The organism is Nitrospiria bacterium (genome assembly GCA_036397255.1).
In the GTDB taxonomy this organism is placed as follows: Bacteria; Nitrospirota; Nitrospiria; order DASWJH01; family DASWJH01; genus DASWJH01.
This window is the reverse complement of the sequence record DASWJH010000032.1, coordinates 1-22,787: the sequence shown is the minus strand read 5'-3', so window position 1 is coordinate 22,787 and position 22,787 is coordinate 1. Positions and strand designations below refer to the sequence as shown.

Here is a 22,787-nt window from a genome sequence, read left to right as displayed (position 1 = left end):
TCTTCTGGATTCCCGCTCCCCGATAGAGGCATTCGAGGACAGGTTTCGCGGGAATGACGGGAAGGGCCTGGATTTTCGCTTTCCCCTGCCTGCAAGTGCCCGCCGGACAGGCGGGTAATGACAAAATTTACCCACTCACTTTCACGATGAGCCTTAATTTTAATATCCGTATTTCCCATTTTCTTTTCCGTGGCTTCTGCTTCGGAAATGGAGCATTTTCATAAATTTTCAATCGTATCGGTAGATAAAATTTCCGGTGATTCAATTTCCTTAAAAACAGAAAAGGGCGGGGAAAGATCCTTAAGCATCAAGGAAACTGAAAAAGAAGGGATTTTTAATTTAAAGGAGGGGGATAAGCTGTATTTGGAAATTGATGAGGGAAACCAGATTGTAGATATTGACCGGTTAACCGCAGAGGGACATTTAGATCATCCCGAAGATCACCAAACCGTCATTGGGGAGTTGGTTCGATACGAAAAGGCTAATAGGGAGGTAATGATCCGGGTTGAAGGGGGCCAAATCTTATAAAATGAAAGATGCCGCCGCCACCAAAATGAATAATGTTAAGAAGGGGACCAAAGTGATGTTAGAAATTGATGAGGAAAACCACCTCGTTAATGATTTTATTGTAAGTGAAAATTAAAGGAAAGTGGCTTTTTTTTGTAAGAAAATTGTGCAAGCGGGGATGGAGATTTGAAAAATAAAGGGTACAAGGTTCTAGGGTTACTCGCCGGTTTTTTCACGTTGGTTTTTAATTTTTCAACTCTCTCATTTGGGGCCAAGCCTGATTCGGGAATGGGAAGGGTTATTTATGAGGAAAACTGTATCCCCTGCCATGGGGCCAGAGGAAGAGGAGATGGGGTTACTGGAAAGTTTTTAAAACCCCCTCCCTCTAACTTAACGAGTCCGGAGAGTAGGGGAAAGGCCAGGAAAGAAACCATGAAGGTGGTCAAGAATGGAAAGTGAAATATGCCTGCCTTTAAAGATAGACTTTCGGAAAAAGAGATTACGGATGTTTTGGAATACATTGGTCATTGTCTTCCCAAAGACAGGTGTTAAGAAAGTATTTTAAAATTCGAAAACCGGTTTCAAGTAGGAGAGGCTTCTTTCGGTGCATAAAACCGGATGAAACATCCCGGTGGATTGAAAACCTGCGGGAACTTTTAAATCGGGTTTCAAAGAAACTAAATGACGCTGAATCAAATATTTTATGAAGGTAGATCCTCATTCTGGGGATAGGGTGGCCATGGTTATGGGCTCATCGGTTTCCCTTTGGCCTAAGGGGTTAGAGAAAAAAAACATAAAATAAAACGCCTATGGTTTAGAAACCGTCTTTTCAAATTCTAGAATTTCCAGCGTGGTTTTCATGACGGCATCCGGATTTAGGGAGATACTGTCGATTCCTTCTTCTACCAGAAATTGGGCAAATTCGGGGTAATCACTGGGGGCCTGCCCGCAAATTCCAATTTTCTTTCCTTTTTCTTTTGCCTTTTGAATGACCTGTGAGATCATGGCCTTTACCGCAGGGTTACGCTCATCAAAAACCGGGGCTACGATTTCCGAATCCCGGTCTACTCCAAGAATCAACTGTGTGAGGTCATTTGAGCCGATGGAAAATCCGTCAAAAATTTCGGAAAATTGGTCCGCCAATATGACGTTGCTGGGAATTTCACACATCACGTAGATTTCCAAACCGTTTTCCCCCTGCTTTAGGCCGTTTCTGTTCATTTCCGAAATGACTTTCCTTCCTTCCTCCAGAGTGCGACAAAAAGGAACCATCAGTTTTAAATTAGTAAAACCCATTTCTTCCCTGACTTTTTTCATTGCCTGGCATTCCAATGCGAACCCTCTTTGATATCGCGGATGATCATATCGGGAAGCCCCGCGAAATCCCAACATCGGGTTTTCTTCATTGGGTTCGTATGGTTTTCCCCCGATCAGATTGGCATATTCGTTGGTTTTAAAATCGCTGAGCCGGAGAATAACCTCTTTGGGGTAGAAGGCCGCTGCGATCATTGCAACTCCTTGGGCCAGCTTATCTACGAAAAATTGGGTTTTTTCTTCATATCCCTCCGTCAAACGATCGATTTCAGCCTTGGTAAAAGGATCTTTCAGTTTTGAATACTCCAGAAGGGCCATGGGATGAATCTTGATGGAGGTTGAAATAATAAATTCCTCTCTTGCCAAACCCACCCCATCATTGGGGAGGAAAGAGAACCCAAATGCCTCCTCAGGGTTTCCAATATTCATCATGATCTTGGTTTTTGGCCGTGTCAGTCCCTGAATGTTAAGTTTTTCTACCTCGAAAGGAATGGCCCCCTCATAAACAAATCCGGTCTCTCCTTCCGCACAGGAGACCGTGATCTGTCGGCCATCCTTTAATTGTTCCGTTGCTTTTTCAGCCCCCACAATAGCAGGAAGGCCCAGTTCCCGGCTAACAATGGCCGCATGACACGTTCTGCCACCCCTGTTGGTCACAATGGCCGAAGCTTTTTTCATAATGGGTTCCCAGTCGGGATCGGTTTTATCAGTGACTAAAACTTCTCCTTTTTTAAATTGTTGAATATGTTGAACGTTTTTAATCACCCGTACAGGGCCATGGCCGATTTTTTCGCCAACACTTTTTCCGGTGACCAACACAGGGCCTTTTTCCTTTAAACGATAAACCTCGATGAAATTTTGGTTCTTCTGTGATTGAACTGTTTCCGGTCGTGCTTGCAGGATGAATAACTCTCCGGTCTGCCCATCTTTTCCCCATTCCATGTCCATAGGAGAGGGGGTTCCTTTTTTGTTGCTGTAATGTTCTTCGATGACACAAGCCCAGTTAGCCAGAGTCAGGATTTCTTCATCGGTGACGGAAAACCTTTTCCGGTCGTCGGGAGGAACGGGAACGTTTTTGACCATTTTCCCTCCCCCCACATCATAGATTAGTTTGAATTCTTTTGATCCCAGTGTTTTTTGGAGAATGGGCCGAAACCCTTTTTTCAATGTGGGTTTAAATACATAAAACTCATCAGGGTTAACCGATCCCTGAACAATGTTTTCCCCCAGCCCGTAGGAGGCATTGATCAGAACCGCATCTTTGAACCCTGTTTCAGTATCAATGGAAAACATGACTCCGGAAGCCGCGAGATCCGAACGGACCATTTGTTGAACTCCGACGGAAAGGGCAATCTTTTGATGGTCAAAACCTTTATCCGTCCTGTAGGAAATAGCTCTGTCGGTGAAAAGGGAAGCAAAACAACGTTTGCAGGTATCCAACAGGTTTAAATGACCTTGAACATTCAGATAGGTTTCCTGCTGTCCCGCAAAACTTGCGTCCGGCAGATCTTCTGCCGTTGCACTGCTTCGAACAGCCACATCCCGGGATCCCGGACTTCCCAGGCTCAATTGATTATAAGCCTGAAGGATGGACCACTCCAAATCTTTGGGAAGGGTTGCGGAAAGGATGGCATTTCTAATGTTGAGACCCTTTTCCCTAAGGTTGGTGAGGTCATGGGTATCTAAATCTTTGAGAATTTCATGAACTTTACCATCCAATTGAGCGTATTGGAGGAAATACCGGTAGGCGTCTGCGGTAACGGCAAACCCATTAGGAATCCGTACTCCTTTGGTGGCCAGTTCTCGATACATTTCTCCCAGAGAGGCATTTTTCCCGCCCACTCTAGGAATATCCTCAATTCCAACCTCTTCAAACCAAAGGATATAAGGACTTTTATTAATTTTTTGAGTCATGGCTTTCCGCACGGGGCATTAAACGGCTTTGGACCATAAAAAAACTAGGTCTTTAATCTTTTTTCTAGATCTAGAAATTGCAAGAATCAAGCCTAACTTATTTCGTTTTTGAAATTAAAATAGGTTTGGTTTTTCTAATAGATAGAGGTTTTGGTTTTTATCAGGAAAGCCTTATTGGGTTTTTTGGGGCGATTTGCCACAGGTTAGAATAAAAAGAGGGGACAAAAAAAAATTAGGTGTTATTTCTTGAGTAACAGAGAGGTATGGTTTTTTTTAAAAAAATATTTAATAGGTTTTAATTTGCGTTCCTTAAAGAGGGTAGTTTTGGGATAGATTGGATTGAACTTTCACTTGGTTCCAAAATGTCTCCCAGTCCCCACACATATTTATGGCACATCATTTTATGTTCCGCGCGGTCAGGGTCCAAATCCAAAAAGCGGCAATATTTTTCGTAATTGATCGGGGTGGGCTGGAACTCCTGGAATTTCTCCAATAATTTATCGGACTCTTCATGGTTCAGTGTACCGTCTACCATACTAAACACACACATGTTAAAGAATTTATCAATGTCTTCGGGAGATTCGAGAGATTCCCATAACCTCAAAATTCCCTCATAGTAATTTCCCATTTTTCCCCCTCCTTTTAAAAAAGTTTTTTTCTTTTTTACGATTTTGGATTTTAATTTATTTTTTTAAAAATGTAAACCCAAAACAGAGTAAGGTTGGAAAAAGAAAATTTATTTTTTTTAAAAGGTTATTGGATTTTGTAATCTATTGAAGATACAAAGTCAGGAGGAGGGTTTTACATTTCCATTATTTTGTTTTTTAAAATGAGGATTTCAAAAGCCATGGAGGCTTTTTGGGTGGAGTTTTTTAAAAACTCCAAGCATTGGGTGGTTATGGGGGAGCCGTGTTTTTCACCGTAAAATATGGCAATGACATTTTGGTTAAGCATGATGGGAAGGAGAATGACTTCTTCCGGGGAGTCCCCTCCAAAAACCTGTAATATGTCTTTGTAGTAGGGTTCATCGGGAAAGGTGCCTTGAAAAAAGGTTTTTGTTTGAACTAAACCGCTAAAGATGGGTAAGTCCGAAAGGTTAAAATTGAGTCTAGTAATATCCTGGGCACGGTATTCCGGAAAACCCTTATAACCCATGACTTTTCCAGGTTTAATTAAAAATAGGATTCCCCTTTCTAAAACGGCATGGGTCATTCTCAACAGGTTTCCCAAGGCTTCATCCCGGTCCTTTGCATTGGCTAGAGCCACTTTCCCTTCCTGAAGTGCCTTTTCCATTTCTATCGGTGTCAGGTTTTTTTTCAGCCAGGATGTGGGGGTTGTGTTTTTCTCGTTTTTGTTTTGAGGGCCCTGGTTCTTTGAGGGAACAAACCGGAGGGGCTTTTTAATCTGATAGAGGCGTTCAAGGGCAGACATGATCTGAATTTCCGAGGTAATATAATTTTTTATGGTACACCCTGTAATGAACTGAAGTTCATCAATCACCTTAATATTTTCAGGATCTTGTGAGGCAATGCTCAATATGGTACGGTCTTTCTTGAGGGGAACGATTTTGTATTTTTCCGCGATCTCCCCTGATATTAATTGGGTCAGGGAAGGGTCTAGCTTTTCTAAATCTTCCGGCTTTGGGATTTCCATATTAAATTTTTGACCTAAACTTTGAACCAGGTCATTTTCGGATAAAAAACCTAATTCAATCAGGTTGGTTCCAAGGCGTCCTCCCATGATTACCTGCCGTTCCAGGGCGGATGCTAATTGCTCTTCAGAAATTTTTTTACTTTTGATAAGATACTGTCCAAACATTTTGGGGTTTTTTCCCTCTCGGGTCAATTATATCGTTCTTTGGGGATGTGTCAATGAAGGATTTTACATTAAGGTTTAGGAAAAAAAGGTTTTTCAATTCCTCACGAATTTTATTTATTACTTTGTTTTTATTGTTCTGTTTTTATCTGCAGGGGTGTTCCAAAAAACCTCAAGATCCCTTGCCCGCTCCGCCTCAACCCTTACCCCGGGATGATACCCATTTTAACCACATCAAATTTTTGAAGTGGATGGAAGGAAGGGAGATGGCGCTGGTTCCTGAAGGGCCCTTTCCCCGGGGATCAAAGAGGTTGGGCGGTCCTGATGAGAGGCCCGTTTATCCGGTTATGCTCGCTGGTTTTTATATTGATTTATACGAAGTGACCAACCAAGAATATCAGCGGTTTGTTACTGAAAAAGGATATAAGCCCCCCAATGTCATGGTTTTTTATGAAGACTTATCATTACTCTCTGAACCAAAACAGCCTGTGGTGGGAATTGAATGGAGGGATGCGGAGGCCTATTGCCGTTGGGCGGGAAAGCGGTTACCCACCGAGGCGGAGTGGGAAAAAGCGGCCCATGGGATAATTAGTATGGACTGGCCCTGGGGAATGAATTTTATGGAATGGTATGCCAATGTTGACGGAGATGAAGACGGTTATCGGTATACAGCTCCGGTTGGAAGTTATGAGCAAGGCCGGAGCCCTTATGGCCTTTATGATATGTCCGGAAATGTCTCCGAGTGGGTTTCCGATTGGTATGGGTCCACCTATTACCGAGACGGATTTCTCACCCGTCCAACCGGGCCGGATACGGGGGACTTACGGGTCCACAGAGGTGGATCCTGGAATGATAGACCCTCCGATAGCAGGGCATCTCGCCGTTTTGCCGTCTTTCCTTACCGTCGTGATGCCACGGTGGGATTCCGTTGTGCAATGGATGCAGAGGAATCTTAAAGGTCAAATTTTCCAATCATTAAAAAAGGAAAAAGATGAAAACCATATTTGATGTGATTGGTGCGATCAATTCGTTCGTCTGGGGGGCCCCGATGATGGTTCTTCTCATCGGGACCGGAATTTGGTTGACGTTGGGGACAGGGTTTGTTCAAGTCCGTCGCTTTGCCCATGCCTGGAGTTTAACGATAAGGGGTCCATTTCGATTTCAAAAAGAGGGAAAAACAGAGGGGGATATTACACCCTTTCAAGCCCTGATGACCGCTATGTCGGCCACCGTAGGAAACGGAAATATTGCTGGAGTGGCCACGGCCATTGCCCTTGGAGGTCCTGGGGCGCCCGTGTGGATGTGGCTGACTGGAATTGTGGGGATGGCCACCAAATATGGAGAAGCTCTTCTTGGGGTCAAATACCGGGAGCCAGCTCCGGATGGAACCATGTCCGGGGGACCTATGTATGTTTTAAAAAATGGTCTGGGTCTTCCATGGCTGGGATGGGTGTTTGCACTTTTTGGGGCATTGGCTGCTTTTGGAGTGGGAAATTTGGTTCAAGCCAATTCAGTTGCATTGGTGTTCCGGACAGAAATGGGGATTCCGGTTTGGATAACCGGATTTTTTTTGGCCCTGTTTACCTGGCTGGTCATCATCGGGGGAATCAAGCGGATTGCCACGGTAGCAGAATTTTTGGTTCCCATCATGTGCCTTGTTTATATCTTGGGAGGTTTGATTATTATACTAACCAAAATTAATGAAATCCCCCATGCTTTGATATTAATTTTCAAAAGTGCTTTTTCGGGACAGGCTGCCATTGGCGGGTTTGCTGGGGCTGGTTTGGCTCAAGCTATCCGTTTTGGTGTGGCCCGTGGCATATTCTCCAATGAGGCGGGCATCGGGTCCGCTGCCATTGCCCATGGGGCGGCCCAAACGAAATCTCCCGCGCGCCAGGGGAATATCGCCATGTTGGGGGTTTTCATAGATACCCTGGTGGTCAATACCGTTACCACCATGGCCATTGTTTTAACCGGGGCATGGGCAACAGGTTTAACCAGCACGACCCTCACTGCCCATGCCTTTTCAGAAGTGTTGGGGGTGTTTGGGGGATGGATTGTTGCGTTCGGTTCTGTGACCTTTGGCTACTCCACATTGCTCACCTGGTCTTATTATGGCCTGAAATGTACCGACTATATTTTTGGGGTAAGAGTCAATCTTATTTATCGGTGGGTCTGGTGTATTGTGATTTTCATCGGGTCTTTATTTTCAGGGGATGTGGCGGGGGTCAAATTTATTTGGGATATTGCCGATACAGCCAATGGGGCCATGGCGATTCCCAATTTAATTGCTCTGCTGTTATTAGCCAAAGTGATTTTTAAGGAAACCCGGGAATATTTTCCAAAGAATACAAAAATGGATTCCGGGTAGATCGGGTTCTGTCAATTATTTTATTGAGTCACTGGAGCTTTTTTGGTTTGAACCACCGATTCTGGGAAAGGGGACTATTTCTTCTGGTAATTCCTCACAAATTCCTTTAATCCGGAAATTTGTTGAGGAATATCTTCCACCTCGTTCAATTCTCGATGGATTAATTTGTGAAGATAAGAATTATTAGTGGTTTTCTCAATCAATAAGGTCATAAATGTATCGGGACCCTCTGAAAGATTTTCCTTGAGGCTTAAAATAACATCTTTTTCTACCGGAATGGTGTAACAACCCAAATGAAGGTTTACCGGATAAGTCGATGCTCCGGTTTTTTCAAAACGAACGCTTGCCAATTTTTCCTCCTTTAACTATTGTTCAACAAATCGTTTTATAAAATACCTGTATCTGCTATATCTGTCAATGGAGATAAGAAGGGAAATGTCTGTTTATCTTCTTCTCTTTTGCCCCGATTTAGATGAGTATTTTTATTAGGGAGTTTAATTGACAGCCATCGGTTTGATGCTATCATTAAAAGGATTCTTGGTTGGAGGCTTTTTTAAAAAACCTAAAAAAATGGATCTCCAGCAGGGGTGGAAATGGATGAAAGCAAGATAAAAAGAAGCAGTATGGTGATTGTTATCTTACTGGGTCTGCTTCAGGGAGTTTTCCTTTTATACGGACATGAACTGTACTACCGCAAATTATGGCCCGTTCAGGACTTCACCGGGGTCCTGATTTGGTTTAGCCTTGGCACGGCCCTTCCGTTCATTATTCAGGTGATGGTTTCTCATATCAAAACGGTTGGACTTTGGATTTTTGTTTCCGTTTTTGGTTTTATGATGACCTTATTTGCTTTATACACGGGGCATGTGATCGGGGCACCAGGGGGAATTTTTTCAATTCTTTTTTCCTATTCCTTGACCATTACCGTCGTGTTGATCCTGTCTATCGGGTTCGTCCGAGCCTGGCTGTCCAGCAAAAGACTGCTCGTTCCCTATTCCATATGGATTACCCATGTTTGGGATGTGTTCCTTATTTTTTTCGCGGGGATCTGGTTTATGTTTGCCAACGGATTTTTCTTGTGGCTGTTTGGAAAATTCTTATATTTCTACGGGCTTAATTTTTCGGTCAATATTTCCATTAAATCAATATATTTCTTGCCGTTATTTTGTGTGATTTTTTCGGTGGCCATTTCTCTTTTCCAATTTCATGACTGGTTTTTAGTCTCTCTCAGAAATAATTTCTGGAAACTGTTTCTTAAATGTCTTCCCGCAGTGATGGTGTTGACCTTTTTGGTTTCATTTTTGTTATTTTTGGATGATTGGGTCACCTTTTGGAATGGAGAAAATACCATTGCCTGGACCCTCTTTTTTCAAATGTTTGTTGTGATGGTTCTAAATGGTGTTTTTCCGGACGGACAGTTCAGCGCTATTCAATCCAAATGGCTGGCCTTGGCTTTGCGGGCCACGGTTTTAATTTTACCGTTACACACCATTCTCTATGGGATATTTCTATACGGAAAATTTCAAAGTACGGGTTGGACCGTTGGTTTGTTTTGGGAAATATTTTTGGCAGGTGTCGTTGGGTTATGTGTGTTGGGTTACGCTCTATCCTCTTTTTATCCACTCGAAAAATGGATGAATGGGATCGGAGCGGTCAACGTTGGGGCCGGGGCTTTGGTTATTATTCTATTGGGGTTGGTGAATACGCCATTTTTAGACCCAAAACCCATGACCATATCCAGTCAAGTAAAGCGGCTTATGTCCAATGAAATCCACCCTGATGTATTTAACTACTATAATTTAGGAATGCGCTTGGGTAAATTGGGTCAATCCCACCTTGCCCAATTGACCCACCTCGAAGAGCATCCAAATGCCCAACTGATTCGGAAAAATGCTGTCAATAGCATTTCCAATATGGGGTGCCACAATAAACCCGATTTCTTATCGACTCCGGTTAAACCTAAAAAACCGGAAAGGGGGAAAATTTATCTTATTCCATTGGATGAAGAGGCAAAATTAATCGTCTCCAAAATGATTCCTTACTATCAAAAAAATTATTCCCTTACGGTTCATTCCCTTTCAAACCATTCCGGAATTGATGAGGATGACCTTTACAATATGATTTTGAATTGGGATCGGAATCAATTAATCGCAGAGGAAATGATTGGTGCTTTAAAACGGTTATTCCCGAATCTGGCACAGGACCCAAACGCCATTTTAATCGGTATCACCTCCGATGATATGTATATCCGTAAATATCGGTGGCGTTTTGCTTTTGCATATAGAGATGCCAACCGTTTTGCCATTATTTCCACTGCACGTATGGAGCCCTTGTGGTATGGAACTACGGAGGATCCGATTATCTTCCACCAAAGAGCAAGAAAAATGGTGTCCAGGTATATCGGATTTATGTATTACGGCCTCAACACCAATAATGACAAACACAGCGTCCTATGCAATTCCATTGGAGGTATCGAGGATTTGGACACGATAGGTGAATGGTTTTGAAAGGTTTCAAAAGAAAAGTAGTCCATTCTTTTTTCTTTTTATCGGTTTTATTTTGTTCCGCCTGGATCCTGTCCGCCTGTGGTTTTTCTGGTTCGGGCATAGGAGATAATATGTTGATCTATGCCGCTAAGTCTGGAAACGCACGGGGGGTCGACCTGGCCCTCAAATTGAATCCTGACATGAATGCAACGGATGGTTATGGAAGGACCGCTTTGTTTTATGCTTCCAAGAATGGCCATCATTCGATTTTAAAAACCTTAATCAGCGAGGGGGCGGATGTCAATCAACTGGATGTGTACGGCCAACCCCCTTTAATCCTTTCTGCAGCAAACGGGAACGTTGAAATGGTGACCACTTTGTTGGTTCATGGGGCTTATCCAGATTTCAGGGCGGATGATGGGCGTACAGCCTTATATATGGCCGTAAAAAATAATCATAAAAATGTGGTCCAGGTTCTTTTGGATCATGGGGCGGAAATGGATGTTAAAAGATTTAAGGGCCAAACCGCTTTATGGGTGGCATCCGGGTACGGTCATCGGGAAATCGTAGACATTTTAATAAATCAAGGGGCTTATCTTGATGCAAAAGACCCTTATGGAAGGACTCCTCTTTATATAGCGGCTGATGGGGGACATGAGGAGGTAGTTAGGGTTTTACTAAAGAATGGAGCTGACGCAAATATAGTGGTAAATATAAACGGGAGTGATTGGACCCCTCTGTTGACGGCAGTCAGCCGCGGCCATTGCCCTGTGTTAACCGAATTATTGATAAAAGATGGAGCTGATCCCAATCAAAGAACCCGAGATAGCAGGTCTCCACTTACCCTTGCGTCAATTTTGGGAAAACCATGTGCTGTGGAAAAGTTATTGAAAAATGGGGCAGACCCCAATTTGAAAGGGTATGAGGGTGCAACCGCCCTGTTATTGGCTTCCCAGGAGGGACATGAAGCGATCGTCAAAACCCTTCTCCAAAAAGGGGCGGGGGTGGATTCGGGAACAGAAAATGGGGTAACCCCTTTAATTATGGCCGCACAATTAAATCGGATGAAGGTAGTGAAAAGGTTATTGGCCAAAGGGGCCAATGTAAATAGTAAATCAAAAGATGGGAGAACGCCGTTGATTATCGCCTCACTGGAAGGTCACCTGGGAATGGTAAAATTACTGGTGGAAAGAGGGGCCGACGTAAGAATCGTGGGATACAATCAACAATCGGCATTGGATTTTGCCGAGAGGTCACGCAACCAGGAATTGATCCGGATTCTCAAAAGACCAATTTAGAAAAGGTTAAACCCTATCCCATAAGGGCACTTTCCATTTGTATACCTTCCCCAATATTTAAATGGACCCTTTTTAATGTTTGGTAATTAGTGTGAAACGTAACCAAAATAGATGTTCAAAAACTTCTTAAAAAGGTTCTCATTTCGATGGTTGAAACGATATTCTACCTCTTTTAAATACATGGGGAAATGAAATTTTGATACCCCACGGTAATTATGCAATATATCATAAGTGTCCAATAAAACTTTCAGGGATATCTATGAAGTCATTGAAACCACGTAATTATCTGAACGAACTGCTTGGGAACGATTTGAGTTTTGCAATGGGTCATAATCCCGGAATCAACCGGGAGGAGACCCATGAACCAGGGACGCACGATTTTCTCGCAATTAATGGAGTATCTACCACACAAGGAGTTCTCTCGCTGCGTCGACAGATATGGCGGCGAACGATATGTCAATCGCTTCTCCTGCATGGACCAATTCTTGTGCATGGTTTTCGCACAGATCACCTACCGGGAGAGTCTACGGGACATCGAGTGTTGCCTTCGCGCCCATCAGGCCAAGCTCTATCACATGGGGCTTCGCGGCCACGTTTCCAGAAGTACACTGGCCCATGCCAACGAGAGGCGAGATTGGCGCATCTGGGCCGACTTCGCTCAGACGTTGATACGAACGGCACGGCAGTTATACGCCAACCACAGCTTTGGGGTGGAGTTAAACCAAACGGTCTACGCCTTCGACTCCACCACGATCGATCTGTGCCTCTCCCTTTTCCCTTGGGCACGATTTCGCAAGACCAAAGCAGCCATCAAAGCACATACGCTCTTGGATCTTCGCGGCTCCCTACCGTGCTTTATCCATGTCACAACGGGAGCGGTTCACGATGTGAATGTCTTGGATCTTCTTCCCTTGAATCCTGGGTGCTTCTATATTCTCGACCGAGGCTATCTGGACTTTGGACGACTTCATTCACTCACCCGATCATCCGCCTTCTTCGTCACCCGAACCAAACGAAACACCCGTTATCGTCGCCTCTGCTCACAGTGGGTGAACAAAAAGAGCGGCTTGCGCTGCGATCAGACCGTTGTGCTCACAGGCTTCTACGCAAAACGCGATTATCCCGACAAACTGCGGATCGTGAAGTACGTCGACCTCGGTACCGGAAAACGGTTCACCTTCCTGACCAACAACTTTTGCATCTCCGCCCTCACCGTCGCAGAGCTTTACAAATGCCGATGGCAGGTGGAACTGTTTTTCAAGTGGCTCAAGCAGCATCTGCGCATCAAGGCATTTTTCGGCACCACCGAGAACGCGGTCAAGACACAGGTCTGGATCGCAGTAAGCGTTTATGTGTTGGTGGCCATCACGAAGAAGCGGTTGAACCTCACCGATGCCTCGCTCTACACAATTTTACAGATTCTCAGCGTTTCACTTTTCGAGAAAAAACCCATTTTACAAGCCCTTATACCAGAACCATATCTCAATTTGGACGAAGATGCCGCTAACCAATTGGAATTATTCAATTGTTAATTGGACACTCATGGTATTGAAACGGTATTTAAAGCGGAAGCCTCCTCCTTTGATTTTGGATGTGGCGGTGGGGAAACAAAGGAAAAAAATCGGTTTTAATTGGAAGGGATACCACGGGAAATGGATATCCAAACCTCGTCATTAGTCAAGGGTTGTACATAGAACCCCATTGTTGTTTGAGTCTTCTCGTTTTTGAAATAAGCGAAAAATTTCACAAATTGCAGAAATTGATGTACGAAATAACTTTAACGCATGTTTTAAGGACATAAATGGAGATTTAATTGCTGAATTCGTAACCGTGGATGACACTTTTCATTTTTGGTAGGCAAGCCGAGCTGAATCCCCTATGCCTAAGGTTATTTTCAGACTAAAGAATGGAGAGTTAGCGTTTGCCGGGGATCTGATGAAAATCGCCAGACCAAGTTCTCAGAAAATTGAGCAAACCTTAAAAAAGATTAAAAAGGATAATCGCTTTCCCCCTCCCTCTCTGTGGGATTAATGTTGGACTTGATATATTCCGGAGAAAGAGAAGAAGCTTGGAAGATTTTTAATGAATCTTGGCCAGATTATATTAATGGGAAAAAGGAGTTTCTTTCCGAATTTCAAGAAAGACTTTCAACCAGTCAGTATTGGTCTGAAATTAATCAATTAAATTGATATTAAGATTGTTTTACCCTTTTCAGGTTGTGTGATAAAATCCAATAAATATTTGAGGAATGACATGCCAACCGAAAAGGGTTTAGAGTTTGTAAATGTTCAGGCCCTCCTGGCCTATGGGGAAGCTCTTGGCGATGCTCCCCGGGCCGAAGGGTCAAACCTGCCTCCAATACCTCAACCTACATCAGATCGAGTGAACAAAGTCCAAAAGGCCAAAGAAGCCATCCGGCATTTTGTGTCACGCTTCCAAAAGGGGTTTGCGACCGCCGAAATCTATGGGACAGAACGCCGTGCCGTTATCGATCAGACCTGTGGTGGAGATGCTCTGGTTTTCTATGCTGCATGGAATCAATTGCTGGCGGAAGGATACCTTTCCCCGCTTTTAACGGCATCTGTGGGAACGATTCAAAAACCTTCCCACCGCCGCTTGGCCGCCATTGTTCCCCGGGAGCAGCTAACTCCTCAACTGGTGGAGGGACGAATTGTCCTTGATTTAGGGGATGATCGATTTTGGCTTCTTCCAAGGGATCTAACTGGACGGTCCCTTTTGTTTACGATGAGACACGGTTTATCTCGCGTGGAAAGTAAAAAATTCCGTGTGGGACGGCGGCTTGCCAATGAATTAAATCCGGAAGAGGGAATTTCAAAGGCAGATGAGGTGGGGAAGGCTTTGGCCAAAATGTTGGGAATTGTGGGGCAGCAATTAGATTTTTTGCATGTTCCTAACTATCTGGATCCGAAAACCTTTCAGCACCGGATTAGCCAAAGTCCAAATACACGGCAATTATTTGAACGGATTCATCGCGCCATTACTCCGGACGGTCCTTCCCTTTTGGAGCCCGGGTCGGACCCGACACTGGAATCCCAGGATTTTGGATGGGTGACGGGAGTCGATAAAGAGGTTGAAATCCAAGGGGCGGTGCGTGTCTTTGGGGGTGATGAAAAGACCGTGAAAAAACTTCTTAAAAATCCTTTGTATTGCTATCCGGGGGGTCATTCCTTTTTTGATCTTTACGTGAATGTGGTGGACGGGTTTCATCAAATGGCCCGTTCCAATGAGGGCAGGGTGGTTTGTCTTTATACGCATAGTTCCACCTTAAGGGCACTGATCATCTATTTGGATCCCAGGCCGTTTCAAGAGGCTTTCTTTGAGTTCGGTGAATATAAAGAGAAGCAGGATAACGTGGTTCTTCTTGCTTCAGAGCATGGGCAATTGATGGGTTATTCAACCGCGGTGGGCTTATCCGCTAATGAACAGGGAAGTCGGGATGCATGGATTTCGGTTGAGCAGGAAAGAAGAGATCGTGTCACACTGAAACCCCGCCAGATCCGAAAAATCGTGGCTTTGGTTTCCGGGGGTGATTTTGCCGGGGGAGGGGCAGCCCTCAAGGAATTAAGAGTTGCGGGAGACCGTTTTGGTATCGATGTTTATTTTACACGGCATGGGTTTTTGGGTTTGGCTAATAATTGGATTGAGCCGGTGACAGAGCAAAATACAAGAGGGATGGGCAGTCAAGCCAGTTGTCCCATCGGAAGCAGTCGGTTTGAAGAATTTAAAGACGAGCGTGTTCAGGATATAGCTTACCGGAATTTAGCCCCTTATCTCGAGAATGGCGTATTGATCGTGATCGGAGGAGATGGCACTTTCCGGGGTGCGAGAGCATTGTTTGAACGCCTTGGGGTTCAATTGGTAGGGTTGCCCGGGTCGATTGATAATAACATTAGCGGAACCACCTCGCTTGGTTTTCATTCGGCTGTGGCGTTGGCCAATCATTCCCTCGAATCCTTAAAGGCTACCAGTGCCGCCATGGGAAGTATTTTTTTTGTAGAGGTGATGGGGGCAGGTTCGGGGCATCTCGCACTGGCTTGTGGCTATCAGGCCAGAGCGGAGGGGGTTTTGGTCAATGAACATCCTGACCCCGATGCCTATATTGATCAGGTCATTTTAGGAACCCTCAAACGATCTTTGGGTGTTCCCAACAAAAGCCACTTGTTTATTGTGGCGGAAAAAACACCTCACCGTCATCACCCAGAAGGCGGGGTACATGGGTTGACGGAATATGTTTCCAGAACTATTTCCAAGTGGCGAAGGGGCCATACCCCTGAAGGGATGTTTCACCTTCCCATTGCCACTAAGTCGACCATATTGGGACACACTCTCAGGGGAGCACCCCCGACACCCGAAGACAAAGCCCTGGGTCAGTTTTTGGCCTATGAAGCCATTCAGCGGTTGGTGGAAAATCCGGAATCTGTGGTGGGATGTTTTTTAGGATCTAACGGAATTGGGCATGTAGAACCTATTCCGCTTCATGCGGTGGTGCCCAAACCGTTTGATTGGCAGCTTTTTACACGAATGCATGGTACGGAACCTCTTTCGAATAAACACTCCGAATAAAAATCGCCTTTTAGACCTGATTTAACCTTCAATTCTCAATTTTTACCTTATTTGCGAGGATGGTTCCTCCATCCGAACTTCCTTCCACGCGAACAAGAGATTCGGAAGTCATTTCCATAAAGAATTTATTCATAAGCAATGTTTTGTTTTGAATATTTTTAAATTCAGTTTGGGAAGTGGTTTTTACTAAAACACCCAAGATAGAGAATTCCGGTTGATTAATTGAACCGGTTTGCACCTTTCCTTGTAAAATCACTGTTGGGTTTTGATCTTCCCGTTCAAGAAGGTTGGCCACAACAAAAGACCCCTTTTGAAAACCAGTGATTCGAATTCGCTCCCCAGAAACGATATCATCCAGTCCAAATGGGTTGAGGTGGTCCCTTTTATCTCTTATTGGGGTATGAAGGTTAATCATTACGAGAACATGACCAAAAACGTTAATGCTCTGATTAACTGGATCAATGAAATCAGCCTGGGCTTCAATCCAAATATCATTTCCCGTGCGGAATGAGATTTTTTCGGCGATTAATGCCATATTTTCATTCAGGATGCCTTCCACTTCTAGAAAAACATTGAGGCCAATATCGGAACTTCTCCCCCCTTTATAATCTGTTTCCCCCTTTAAATTCACGATAATATTTCCAATATAAAATTGGTTAAGGGAGGAAATTTTTGTTACGAATCCTTCAATATCAAAATTATCCCCGGGTTGGCCTCCAAAAGTGGGTTCTTTTTTTTGGATGCGGGTGGCATGAAGGATGCCTGGGTTGTCCCGTGTTCCTTCAACATCAACCCAAAGCCCATTGGCCAACCCTTCGGGCGGGAAATTTTCAGGGAAAACGGAAGAATTACTAAAATCAATTCGTTGGTCTTGAATAAAAAAGGTTTTACCTGTTGGATTTAGGCTGGAAACAGTTCCCTTTAAATTTACGATCGTGATGCCCGGGATGAAAGAAATAGGTTTTAATCTGATCCAGGTGGCTTGGATCCCTTTAAAGGTTAGATAACCACTAATTTCAATCATATTGTTTTGCTTTAGTGTGTCCAAACCCGTCGTTTTTGAGAAAACGGTTGCATCATTAATAAAAACAGTTTGCCCCTGAACGAATAGGGTTTTTTGGACCAAATCAATGGAATCAATTGGGCCCTCCATTTCATTTTCAAAGATAATACGCGTGACTGATAATATTCCCTCTTCATGTTCCTTTCCTTGAATGCTCACAATCATTCCAACCTCTAAGTCCTTCATCGTTCCCAATTTTCCATTCAGGGTAACTACAGCTTCAACCGTATTCAGTTTTAAACCATTTACCCTGGGACCATCCAACGCGTTAATTTTTCCAACAATGGTTTTCCCTGTTCCAATAATTCCTCCTCCTCCCGATCCACTTGGGGTGCTGCCGCCCCCACCTAGGCCACTTGTTTCACCGCCACAGGATAGCAGGCTAAGGGAAAATATCCCAACCATTAAAATTTTATTAAGCCCGGGCTTCATCCTCTTTTCCTTTCTGATTAAAATCCTCTTCGAAATAATAGATTCCAATTCCTGCCCGTTTTCGTTGGGTGCCCTTAATGGTGGGGTTTGCATCACGGTCATGCTGGGCTAAGAAGCGGTCAAAAAACTCCAAAAAGGCCTGCCCCCGTTTGTTGGTTTTTTTACGTAGTTCCTTGAGTGCTTCAACGGGAAGATTGTCATAATAAACCTTTCGTTGGAAGAATGTGTGACCTGGGGGGGTTTGAAGGTTATGGTCAATGGTCGTTATAAGATCTTTGACATCGGTTCCTAGGATTTTAAATTTTCCTTCTTTATCCGTTTGAGGAATGTAGGCCCTACATAGAAGTTTGAACTGCTTATTGGCCAACTTCTCTATTGCACCTACACGAATAAGTTCGTCAAGGACTGCCCGAACGGGTACATCGCCACTGTAAAGCTTTATTAATTTGGCCAGGGTTGGCCCCCTTCCTTCCAGGGGAAGGCCTAAAGGTTCATGAGCCGGGTTTAAAAACTGTGGGTCCCGGATCCACCCGCTGATGACTCGTGCCGCCCGGTTAAACTCTTCTGTGAGTTCTATTTTTTCTGGGTCCTTAAGGGAAATGATGCGTTTAACCTCCTTGCGGGTTAACCCGGTGAGGATGGATGTTCTGGAGATGGATTTAGCTCTTCCTTTAAGCCTAAACTCCTTATAAGCGATATCTACATAGACCTTTTCTGCCAAATCAGCAAAGGTTCCGAAGGGAATCCCGTAGCGGAGAAGAATTCGGATGAGAGGGCCGAGGAGCCTGGTTACCGCAGCCGAAAGTAATGTTTGGGGCATATTTTCAAATAGTTGGGTAAAAAACCCAAAACCTTTTAATTTTTTTGCCTAATTTTCTAAGTATAACAAAAAAAGGATCGGTTTCCTTCAGAAATTTTATAACTAATTGATCTAATAAAACCTGATTAAAATCTAGGTTTTATTATTTATTTAAATTTAGTGTATGGGAGGGGCCTTTAAAAAGGAGTTTGAGAAAGGTTTTTGGAAAGGAATTTAAAAAATATATTCAATGTGTTTAACTGCGGATTTGACGATGAAAATAGTATAGCGGATTTCCTCGGTCATATTTAAATCTGCAAAAAAACCTAAAGGTTCAGGGGAGATATCAAAAACAGTGGCTTGGATATCCTCACCATCTCGAAACTCAATAATCACGGGTTGCGCTTTAGAGTGGGGGTCGGTAATGGTGTTGGGAAAGAAAATGGATTTAATTTGAGAAAGGTTAACCTCCAATGAGGGAATGGATTTTTTTTCCTTAACTCTTCGCTCTTTTGCATGGCGGCGGATTCCCAGTTTGTTGAAGTAGGACTCCTGCTTTTTATTTTCTTCCCTTCGGTCAAGGCCTTTTCTTCGGCTTTTAACAAAATTTCCGTTGGAATTCTTTAAAATCCGGTGGACCAAAGCTTCAATTTTTAATTGAATGGAGGAGGAGGTCCTATAAAACTCTAATCCCATTCCGATTCCAGGGTCCGTAAAGGCCACCCGAACCTCCATTCCCAGGGTCTCTTTTCCTAAGTCCAAGGAAATGGGGAGGATGGTACCATTAGGGTATGGCGTGATGCATTCGATATACATTCCCCTGTTACTTAAATCAGTAGTCTTCCTGATACCCAATTGATCCAACCGGATTTCCTTTATAAAGGGAACTCTGGGAAACTTCCTGCGATCGTGAACCGAGGATTGTGGAATATATCGAAGGGTTTTTTCCGTTAATAAATCCGATTGCAGCAGGGCATCTTGGATCCTTCCATCCTTGAAATGAATCGTTACGGTATAATGGGAGAGGTCTGTGAGATCGGGAATGGGCTGCGTATTCATGGTAAAAGGGCCATCAATGGATACCCTTTTAAAATAAGGGGGTTTTGATTGTAAATTGTGATTTCATTTAAAGTAAATATCATTTTTAAACAAAGGTTTGTAATTCACAAGTATACCAGGTTCATGACCGGGGTCAAGGGCGCTTAATCACCCGAAAAGGCAAAGAATCGATTGTGGTTTGGATAAGGTTTTTTTAAATAGGAGAGAAAAGGGGGGTATCCTTAAATCCGGGGGGAGAGGTTTTTCCCAAAACGGTATTTTTTTAAAAATCCTTCCGAAACTTCTTTTGAATTAATTCCCAAGCATTTGGCATACTGTTGGAGGTAGGAACGTAAAAACACCTCATTTGGAAGACGGGAATACAAATCTTCTTCAATCAGGTGGAGATATTCCGGGTTAATACGGGTTTCCAATGCAATTTCTTCAAGATGAATTCCCATCCATTCCCTATATTTCCTTAGTAATTTACCGGTGCACACCTCATCGATATTCGACAAAAACCCATGCAGTTCCGGACCCAAGGAGGTCTCCGGTTGACGGACCGGGTTTTCACAATTGGGGTTGGGGGGCCCGGGGTCCGTTAATTCCGGTTGGGTATAGGGTGAAAGGGTCAGATCATAATTAAGGCGCTCCCTTTCATTTCCGAGGGTTTTATAGGCTTCATGAATTTTTTCCTGGATTAAATTCATTTCTGAGGATTGCATGAGGGAATAGGTGGCCAAGGATCCGTGACGAAAGGTTTTTTTCATCAAATGGTAGGCCCTTTGAATTTCGCCCTGTGACGCGTTTCGCTTAATGTCCAGAATCTGGTAATAATTTTTTTTGGATAAACCGTTCATAGTGAAAAGCCTTTAACGATAGGCTACCCGGGGCGAAAAGTAACCATTTAAAGTTAACTGTTCTTTTTTCAATAAATTATGTGAGATTTTTTCAATGCACCGGGAGGAACTGGCGTAGGGGGATTCGGTTACTAAGGGACGGTTTATTTTGTTGGCTTGCCATACACAATTGTCATAGTCAATATAACCCAGGTATTCTACGTTGATTCCGAAATATTGGGAACAGCATCCCCTCATGGAAAATCCCAGAGCCATATCATCTGGAGAACGGACCTGGTTCACGATTATTTTTGGGGAAAGACTGTATATTTCCCGCTGAAGTTTCCGTCCCAGGTGGTCGTCGATCTGCCCGATCTGTTCGATGAGGTCATGGGGGGTTTTGATTCCCCTCTGGTTTTTTTGATCCATTGCGGTGGTGATGATTTCCCGAAGGCCTTTATTTTTAACCAGTTGCTTCAGTTTCCGGAAAAATGCGGCTTTAATGAACCGGTAAACATTTTCAATGGAGGTGGGTTCGGGTAAAACCACAAGAATTCCATTGTCGGAGATCAAAAAGAAATCCAGAATATTAAATGATGTCCCTGCGCCTAGATCAAGAAGAATATAATCAAAATCCAATTGATTGATCATCCGAATTAGGCGCATTTTTTGGGAATAAAGGGGGTTGGCCACTTCAAGAAAATCTTTTGCCCCACTGATTAAAGTGAGATTTGGAATTCCTGTGGGAATGATCACTTCTTTAATATGTTCCACCTTACCTTGCATGAAATCCGAAAGGGTAAGCTCGGGGTGTTCAATCCCAAGACAGGTATGAAGATTGGCGCATCCCAAATCCGCGTCAATGAGGATGACCCGGTTTCCCATTTTTGCCAGATGAATTCCTAAATTCGAGGTAATAAAAGATTTCCCGGTTCCCCCTTTTCCCCCACCGATGGCCAGAATTTCACCTTTTTGTCCATTTTGAAAATTACTTAAAAACCTTTGTTTTCTCAATTTAAAACTCCTTATTCCAGTAAATGGGTCAAATCTTTTGCATTTTAAATAATGAATACGCAATATTTACGCCAAAGAAACTTTTCCTGATCAGTAGATAATTTAACACATTGAAAATAAAGAGCTTTATAAGATGACGGGATAAATGGAATGAGCTTTCTAATGCCTTACGAAACCTAGGAAATTTCCATTTTTATCAAAAAGGATTCCCATGATGCGAATTAAATTAACTTTACTAATTTTGACACTCTTAAAAATCGGAAAAACTTGGTATTTTTGACATATCCTGTCGGAAACAGGTTTTAATTGAACTCCCTTGTAAAGAAGGCTATGGTGAACCCATTTTATGAAAGGGTTTTTTTGAAAAGCGGTTATCCTTTTTAATAAATTTCATGAAAAAAGGATAAAGAGTTTTTATGGTAAAATCCAGTTGAAAAATATGTACAGTAACTATTTCGATGTTGTGATTATCCCCCCTTTGAATATAAGGGAATATGCCATTCAAATCAGTCAGCAAATTGGGGGAAAGGGCAAAGGAGAATTTGTTTTAGGCCGGAACCGGTTTATTCCTCATATTTCCCTATATCATATTCCTGTCAAAAAAAGACAAATTACCGAATTGAAGAAAACTCTAAAAAAAATTATTTCAGAATCGAAAAAGGGAAATTTAAATTTAAAAAATTTAAAGGCTCCCAAAGAAGGATCTCTTTGGATTGAAGTAAACCGTCCCCAATGGCTGGTCAATTTACATCAAAAAATTGTTGAAGAAACTCTGGTATTTTCTGATCCCGAATTTAATGCCAAAAAGGTTTGGGGATCCACATATAATGCAATTCAAAAAAACCTAATTCATGAATATGGAAGTCCCTACGTCGGAAGGTATTTTCAGCCCCATATTACCCTGACTATTTTAAAGGATAAAGAGAGTAATTGGAAAAAGGTTGTCTTCCAACCCAAAAAGTTTAGGGTGTCTTCTGTTTCGGTATACCAATTGGGACCTTACCATTCTTGTCAAAAGAAAATTTTTACGATTCGAAAAAGCTAAAAAGGTTAAATCCATTCTATTTCCAATTTTTTGGAAGGGAACGTCCCAAATTCCCCTCTCAGAAAAAGGGGCAAGAGGGAATTGAAATGGTAAAATCTCCCCTTACCCCTCTTTTCCAAAGAGGGGGTTAATTAGAGTCTGTATTTTAACATTCAACTTGCTGAATTTGCGTTGAAAAAGTATAGTAGGGAAACAAAATCAGCAAGGAGGATCAATGGAGCTTTTGAACGAACTTTCTTTCACGCTTGAGAAACCGCACTGGGCGGTC

The 22,787-nt window shown here is 43.2% G+C and carries 18 protein-coding genes; 9 read left to right on the top strand and 9 right to left on the bottom strand.

The window, feature by feature from the left end:
• Window positions 1–207 precede the first annotated feature (207 nt).
• Both VGB26_04345 and VGB26_04340 read left to right on the top strand, forming a co-directional pair.
• The gene (locus tag VGB26_04345) at window positions 208–528 is read left to right on the top strand and encodes a hypothetical protein (GenBank protein ID HEX9757013.1); all 321 of its coding nucleotides are present in this window, start codon (window positions 208–210) and stop codon (window positions 526–528) included.
• Window positions 529–693: 165 nt separating this feature from the next.
• The gene (locus tag VGB26_04340; GenBank protein HEX9757012.1) at window positions 694–966 is read left to right on the top strand and encodes a c-type cytochrome; all 273 of its coding nucleotides are present in this window, start codon (window positions 694–696) and stop codon (window positions 964–966) included.
• A gap of 348 nt (window positions 967–1,314) precedes the next feature.
• On the opposite strand, the gene ppsA is transcribed toward VGB26_04340, so the two are convergent.
• The 3 genes from ppsA to VGB26_04325 all read right to left on the bottom strand — a co-directional run bounded on the left by ppsA (window position 1,315) and on the right by VGB26_04325 (window position 5,553).
• Window positions 1,315–3,735 carry a phosphoenolpyruvate synthase gene (gene ppsA / locus VGB26_04335; GenBank protein ID HEX9757011.1) on the bottom strand — a complete coding sequence of 807 codons (2,421 nt, stop codon included), beginning with the start codon at window positions 3,733–3,735 and terminating at the stop codon, window positions 1,315–1,317.
• Window positions 3,736–4,030: 295 nt separating this feature from the next.
• Window positions 4,031–4,363, bottom strand: a complete 333-nt coding sequence (locus VGB26_04330) for a hypothetical protein (protein ID HEX9757010.1) — start codon at window positions 4,361–4,363, stop codon at window positions 4,031–4,033.
• A 173-nt stretch (window positions 4,364–4,536) separates the two neighbouring features.
• Entirely contained in the window at window positions 4,537–5,553 is a 1,017-nt protein-coding gene (locus VGB26_04325) for a hypothetical protein (protein ID HEX9757009.1), read from the bottom strand.
• A 263-nt stretch (window positions 5,554–5,816) separates the two neighbouring features.
• On the opposite strand from VGB26_04325, the gene VGB26_04320 reads away from it, so the two are divergent.
• Both VGB26_04320 and VGB26_04315 read left to right on the top strand, forming a co-directional pair.
• Entirely contained in the window at window positions 5,817–6,506 is a 690-nt protein-coding gene (locus VGB26_04320; GenBank protein ID HEX9757008.1) for an SUMF1/EgtB/PvdO family nonheme iron enzyme, read from the top strand.
• A gap of 35 nt (window positions 6,507–6,541) precedes the next feature.
• Window positions 6,542–7,921 (top strand): sodium:alanine symporter family protein, encoded by a 1,380-nt coding sequence (locus VGB26_04315; GenBank protein ID HEX9757007.1) that lies wholly within the window; start codon window positions 6,542–6,544, stop codon window positions 7,919–7,921.
• A 74-nt stretch (window positions 7,922–7,995) separates the two neighbouring features.
• Here the strand turns inward: VGB26_04315 and VGB26_04310 are convergent, their stop codons facing one another.
• Complete coding sequence (locus tag VGB26_04310) at window positions 7,996–8,271, bottom strand: hypothetical protein (GenBank protein HEX9757006.1); 276 nt, start codon at window positions 8,269–8,271, stop codon at window positions 7,996–7,998.
• A 243-nt stretch (window positions 8,272–8,514) separates the two neighbouring features.
• Here VGB26_04310 and VGB26_04305 point away from each other — a divergent pair, with 243 nt between their 5' ends.
• The 4 genes from VGB26_04305 (at window position 8,515) to VGB26_04290 (ending at window position 16,289) form a co-directional block, all read left to right on the top strand.
• Window positions 8,515–10,428, top strand: coding sequence for a hypothetical protein (locus VGB26_04305; protein HEX9757005.1), 1,914 nt, complete (start codon window positions 8,515–8,517; stop codon window positions 10,426–10,428).
• Between the two features lie 110 nt (window positions 10,429–10,538).
• Window positions 10,539–11,705, top strand: coding sequence for an ankyrin repeat domain-containing protein (locus VGB26_04300; protein HEX9757004.1), 1,167 nt, complete (start codon window positions 10,539–10,541; stop codon window positions 11,703–11,705).
• 359 nt (window positions 11,706–12,064) lie between these two features.
• Window positions 12,065–13,237, top strand: coding sequence for an IS4 family transposase (locus tag VGB26_04295; GenBank protein ID HEX9757003.1), 1,173 nt, complete (start codon window positions 12,065–12,067; stop codon window positions 13,235–13,237).
• A 721-nt stretch (window positions 13,238–13,958) separates the two neighbouring features.
• The gene (locus tag VGB26_04290; GenBank protein HEX9757002.1) at window positions 13,959–16,289 is read left to right on the top strand and encodes a 6-phosphofructokinase; all 2,331 of its coding nucleotides are present in this window, start codon (window positions 13,959–13,961) and stop codon (window positions 16,287–16,289) included.
• 28 nt (window positions 16,290–16,317) lie between these two features.
• Here the strand turns inward: VGB26_04290 and VGB26_04285 are convergent, their stop codons facing one another.
• The 5 genes from VGB26_04285 to VGB26_04265 form a co-directional block, all read right to left on the bottom strand.
• Window positions 16,318–17,784: a DUF5666 domain-containing protein gene (locus VGB26_04285; protein ID HEX9757001.1), complete on the bottom strand. Its 1,467-nt coding sequence runs from the start codon at window positions 17,782–17,784 to the stop codon at window positions 16,318–16,320.
• A complete protein-coding gene (locus VGB26_04280; GenBank protein HEX9757000.1) occupies window positions 17,768–18,604 on the bottom strand; it encodes a DUF6502 family protein in 837 nt (278 codons plus the stop codon). The genes VGB26_04285 and VGB26_04280 overlap by 17 nt, the downstream gene beginning before the upstream one ends.
• A gap of 213 nt (window positions 18,605–18,817) precedes the next feature.
• Entirely contained in the window at window positions 18,818–19,642 is an 825-nt protein-coding gene (locus VGB26_04275) for a PilZ domain-containing protein (GenBank protein ID HEX9756999.1), read from the bottom strand.
• A gap of 221 nt (window positions 19,643–19,863) precedes the next feature.
• The gene (locus VGB26_04270) at window positions 19,864–20,481 is read right to left on the bottom strand and encodes a helix-turn-helix domain-containing protein (GenBank protein HEX9756998.1); all 618 of its coding nucleotides are present in this window, start codon (window positions 20,479–20,481) and stop codon (window positions 19,864–19,866) included.
• A 12-nt stretch (window positions 20,482–20,493) separates the two neighbouring features.
• A complete protein-coding gene (locus VGB26_04265; protein HEX9756997.1) occupies window positions 20,494–21,474 on the bottom strand; it encodes an AAA family ATPase in 981 nt (326 codons plus the stop codon).
• Between the two features lie 439 nt (window positions 21,475–21,913).
• Between VGB26_04265 and VGB26_04260 the strand changes: the two genes are divergently transcribed.
• Window positions 21,914–22,519 carry a hypothetical protein gene (locus VGB26_04260; protein HEX9756996.1) on the top strand — a complete coding sequence of 202 codons (606 nt, stop codon included), beginning with the start codon at window positions 21,914–21,916 and terminating at the stop codon, window positions 22,517–22,519.
• The last annotated feature ends 268 nt before the right edge of the window (window positions 22,520–22,787 follow it).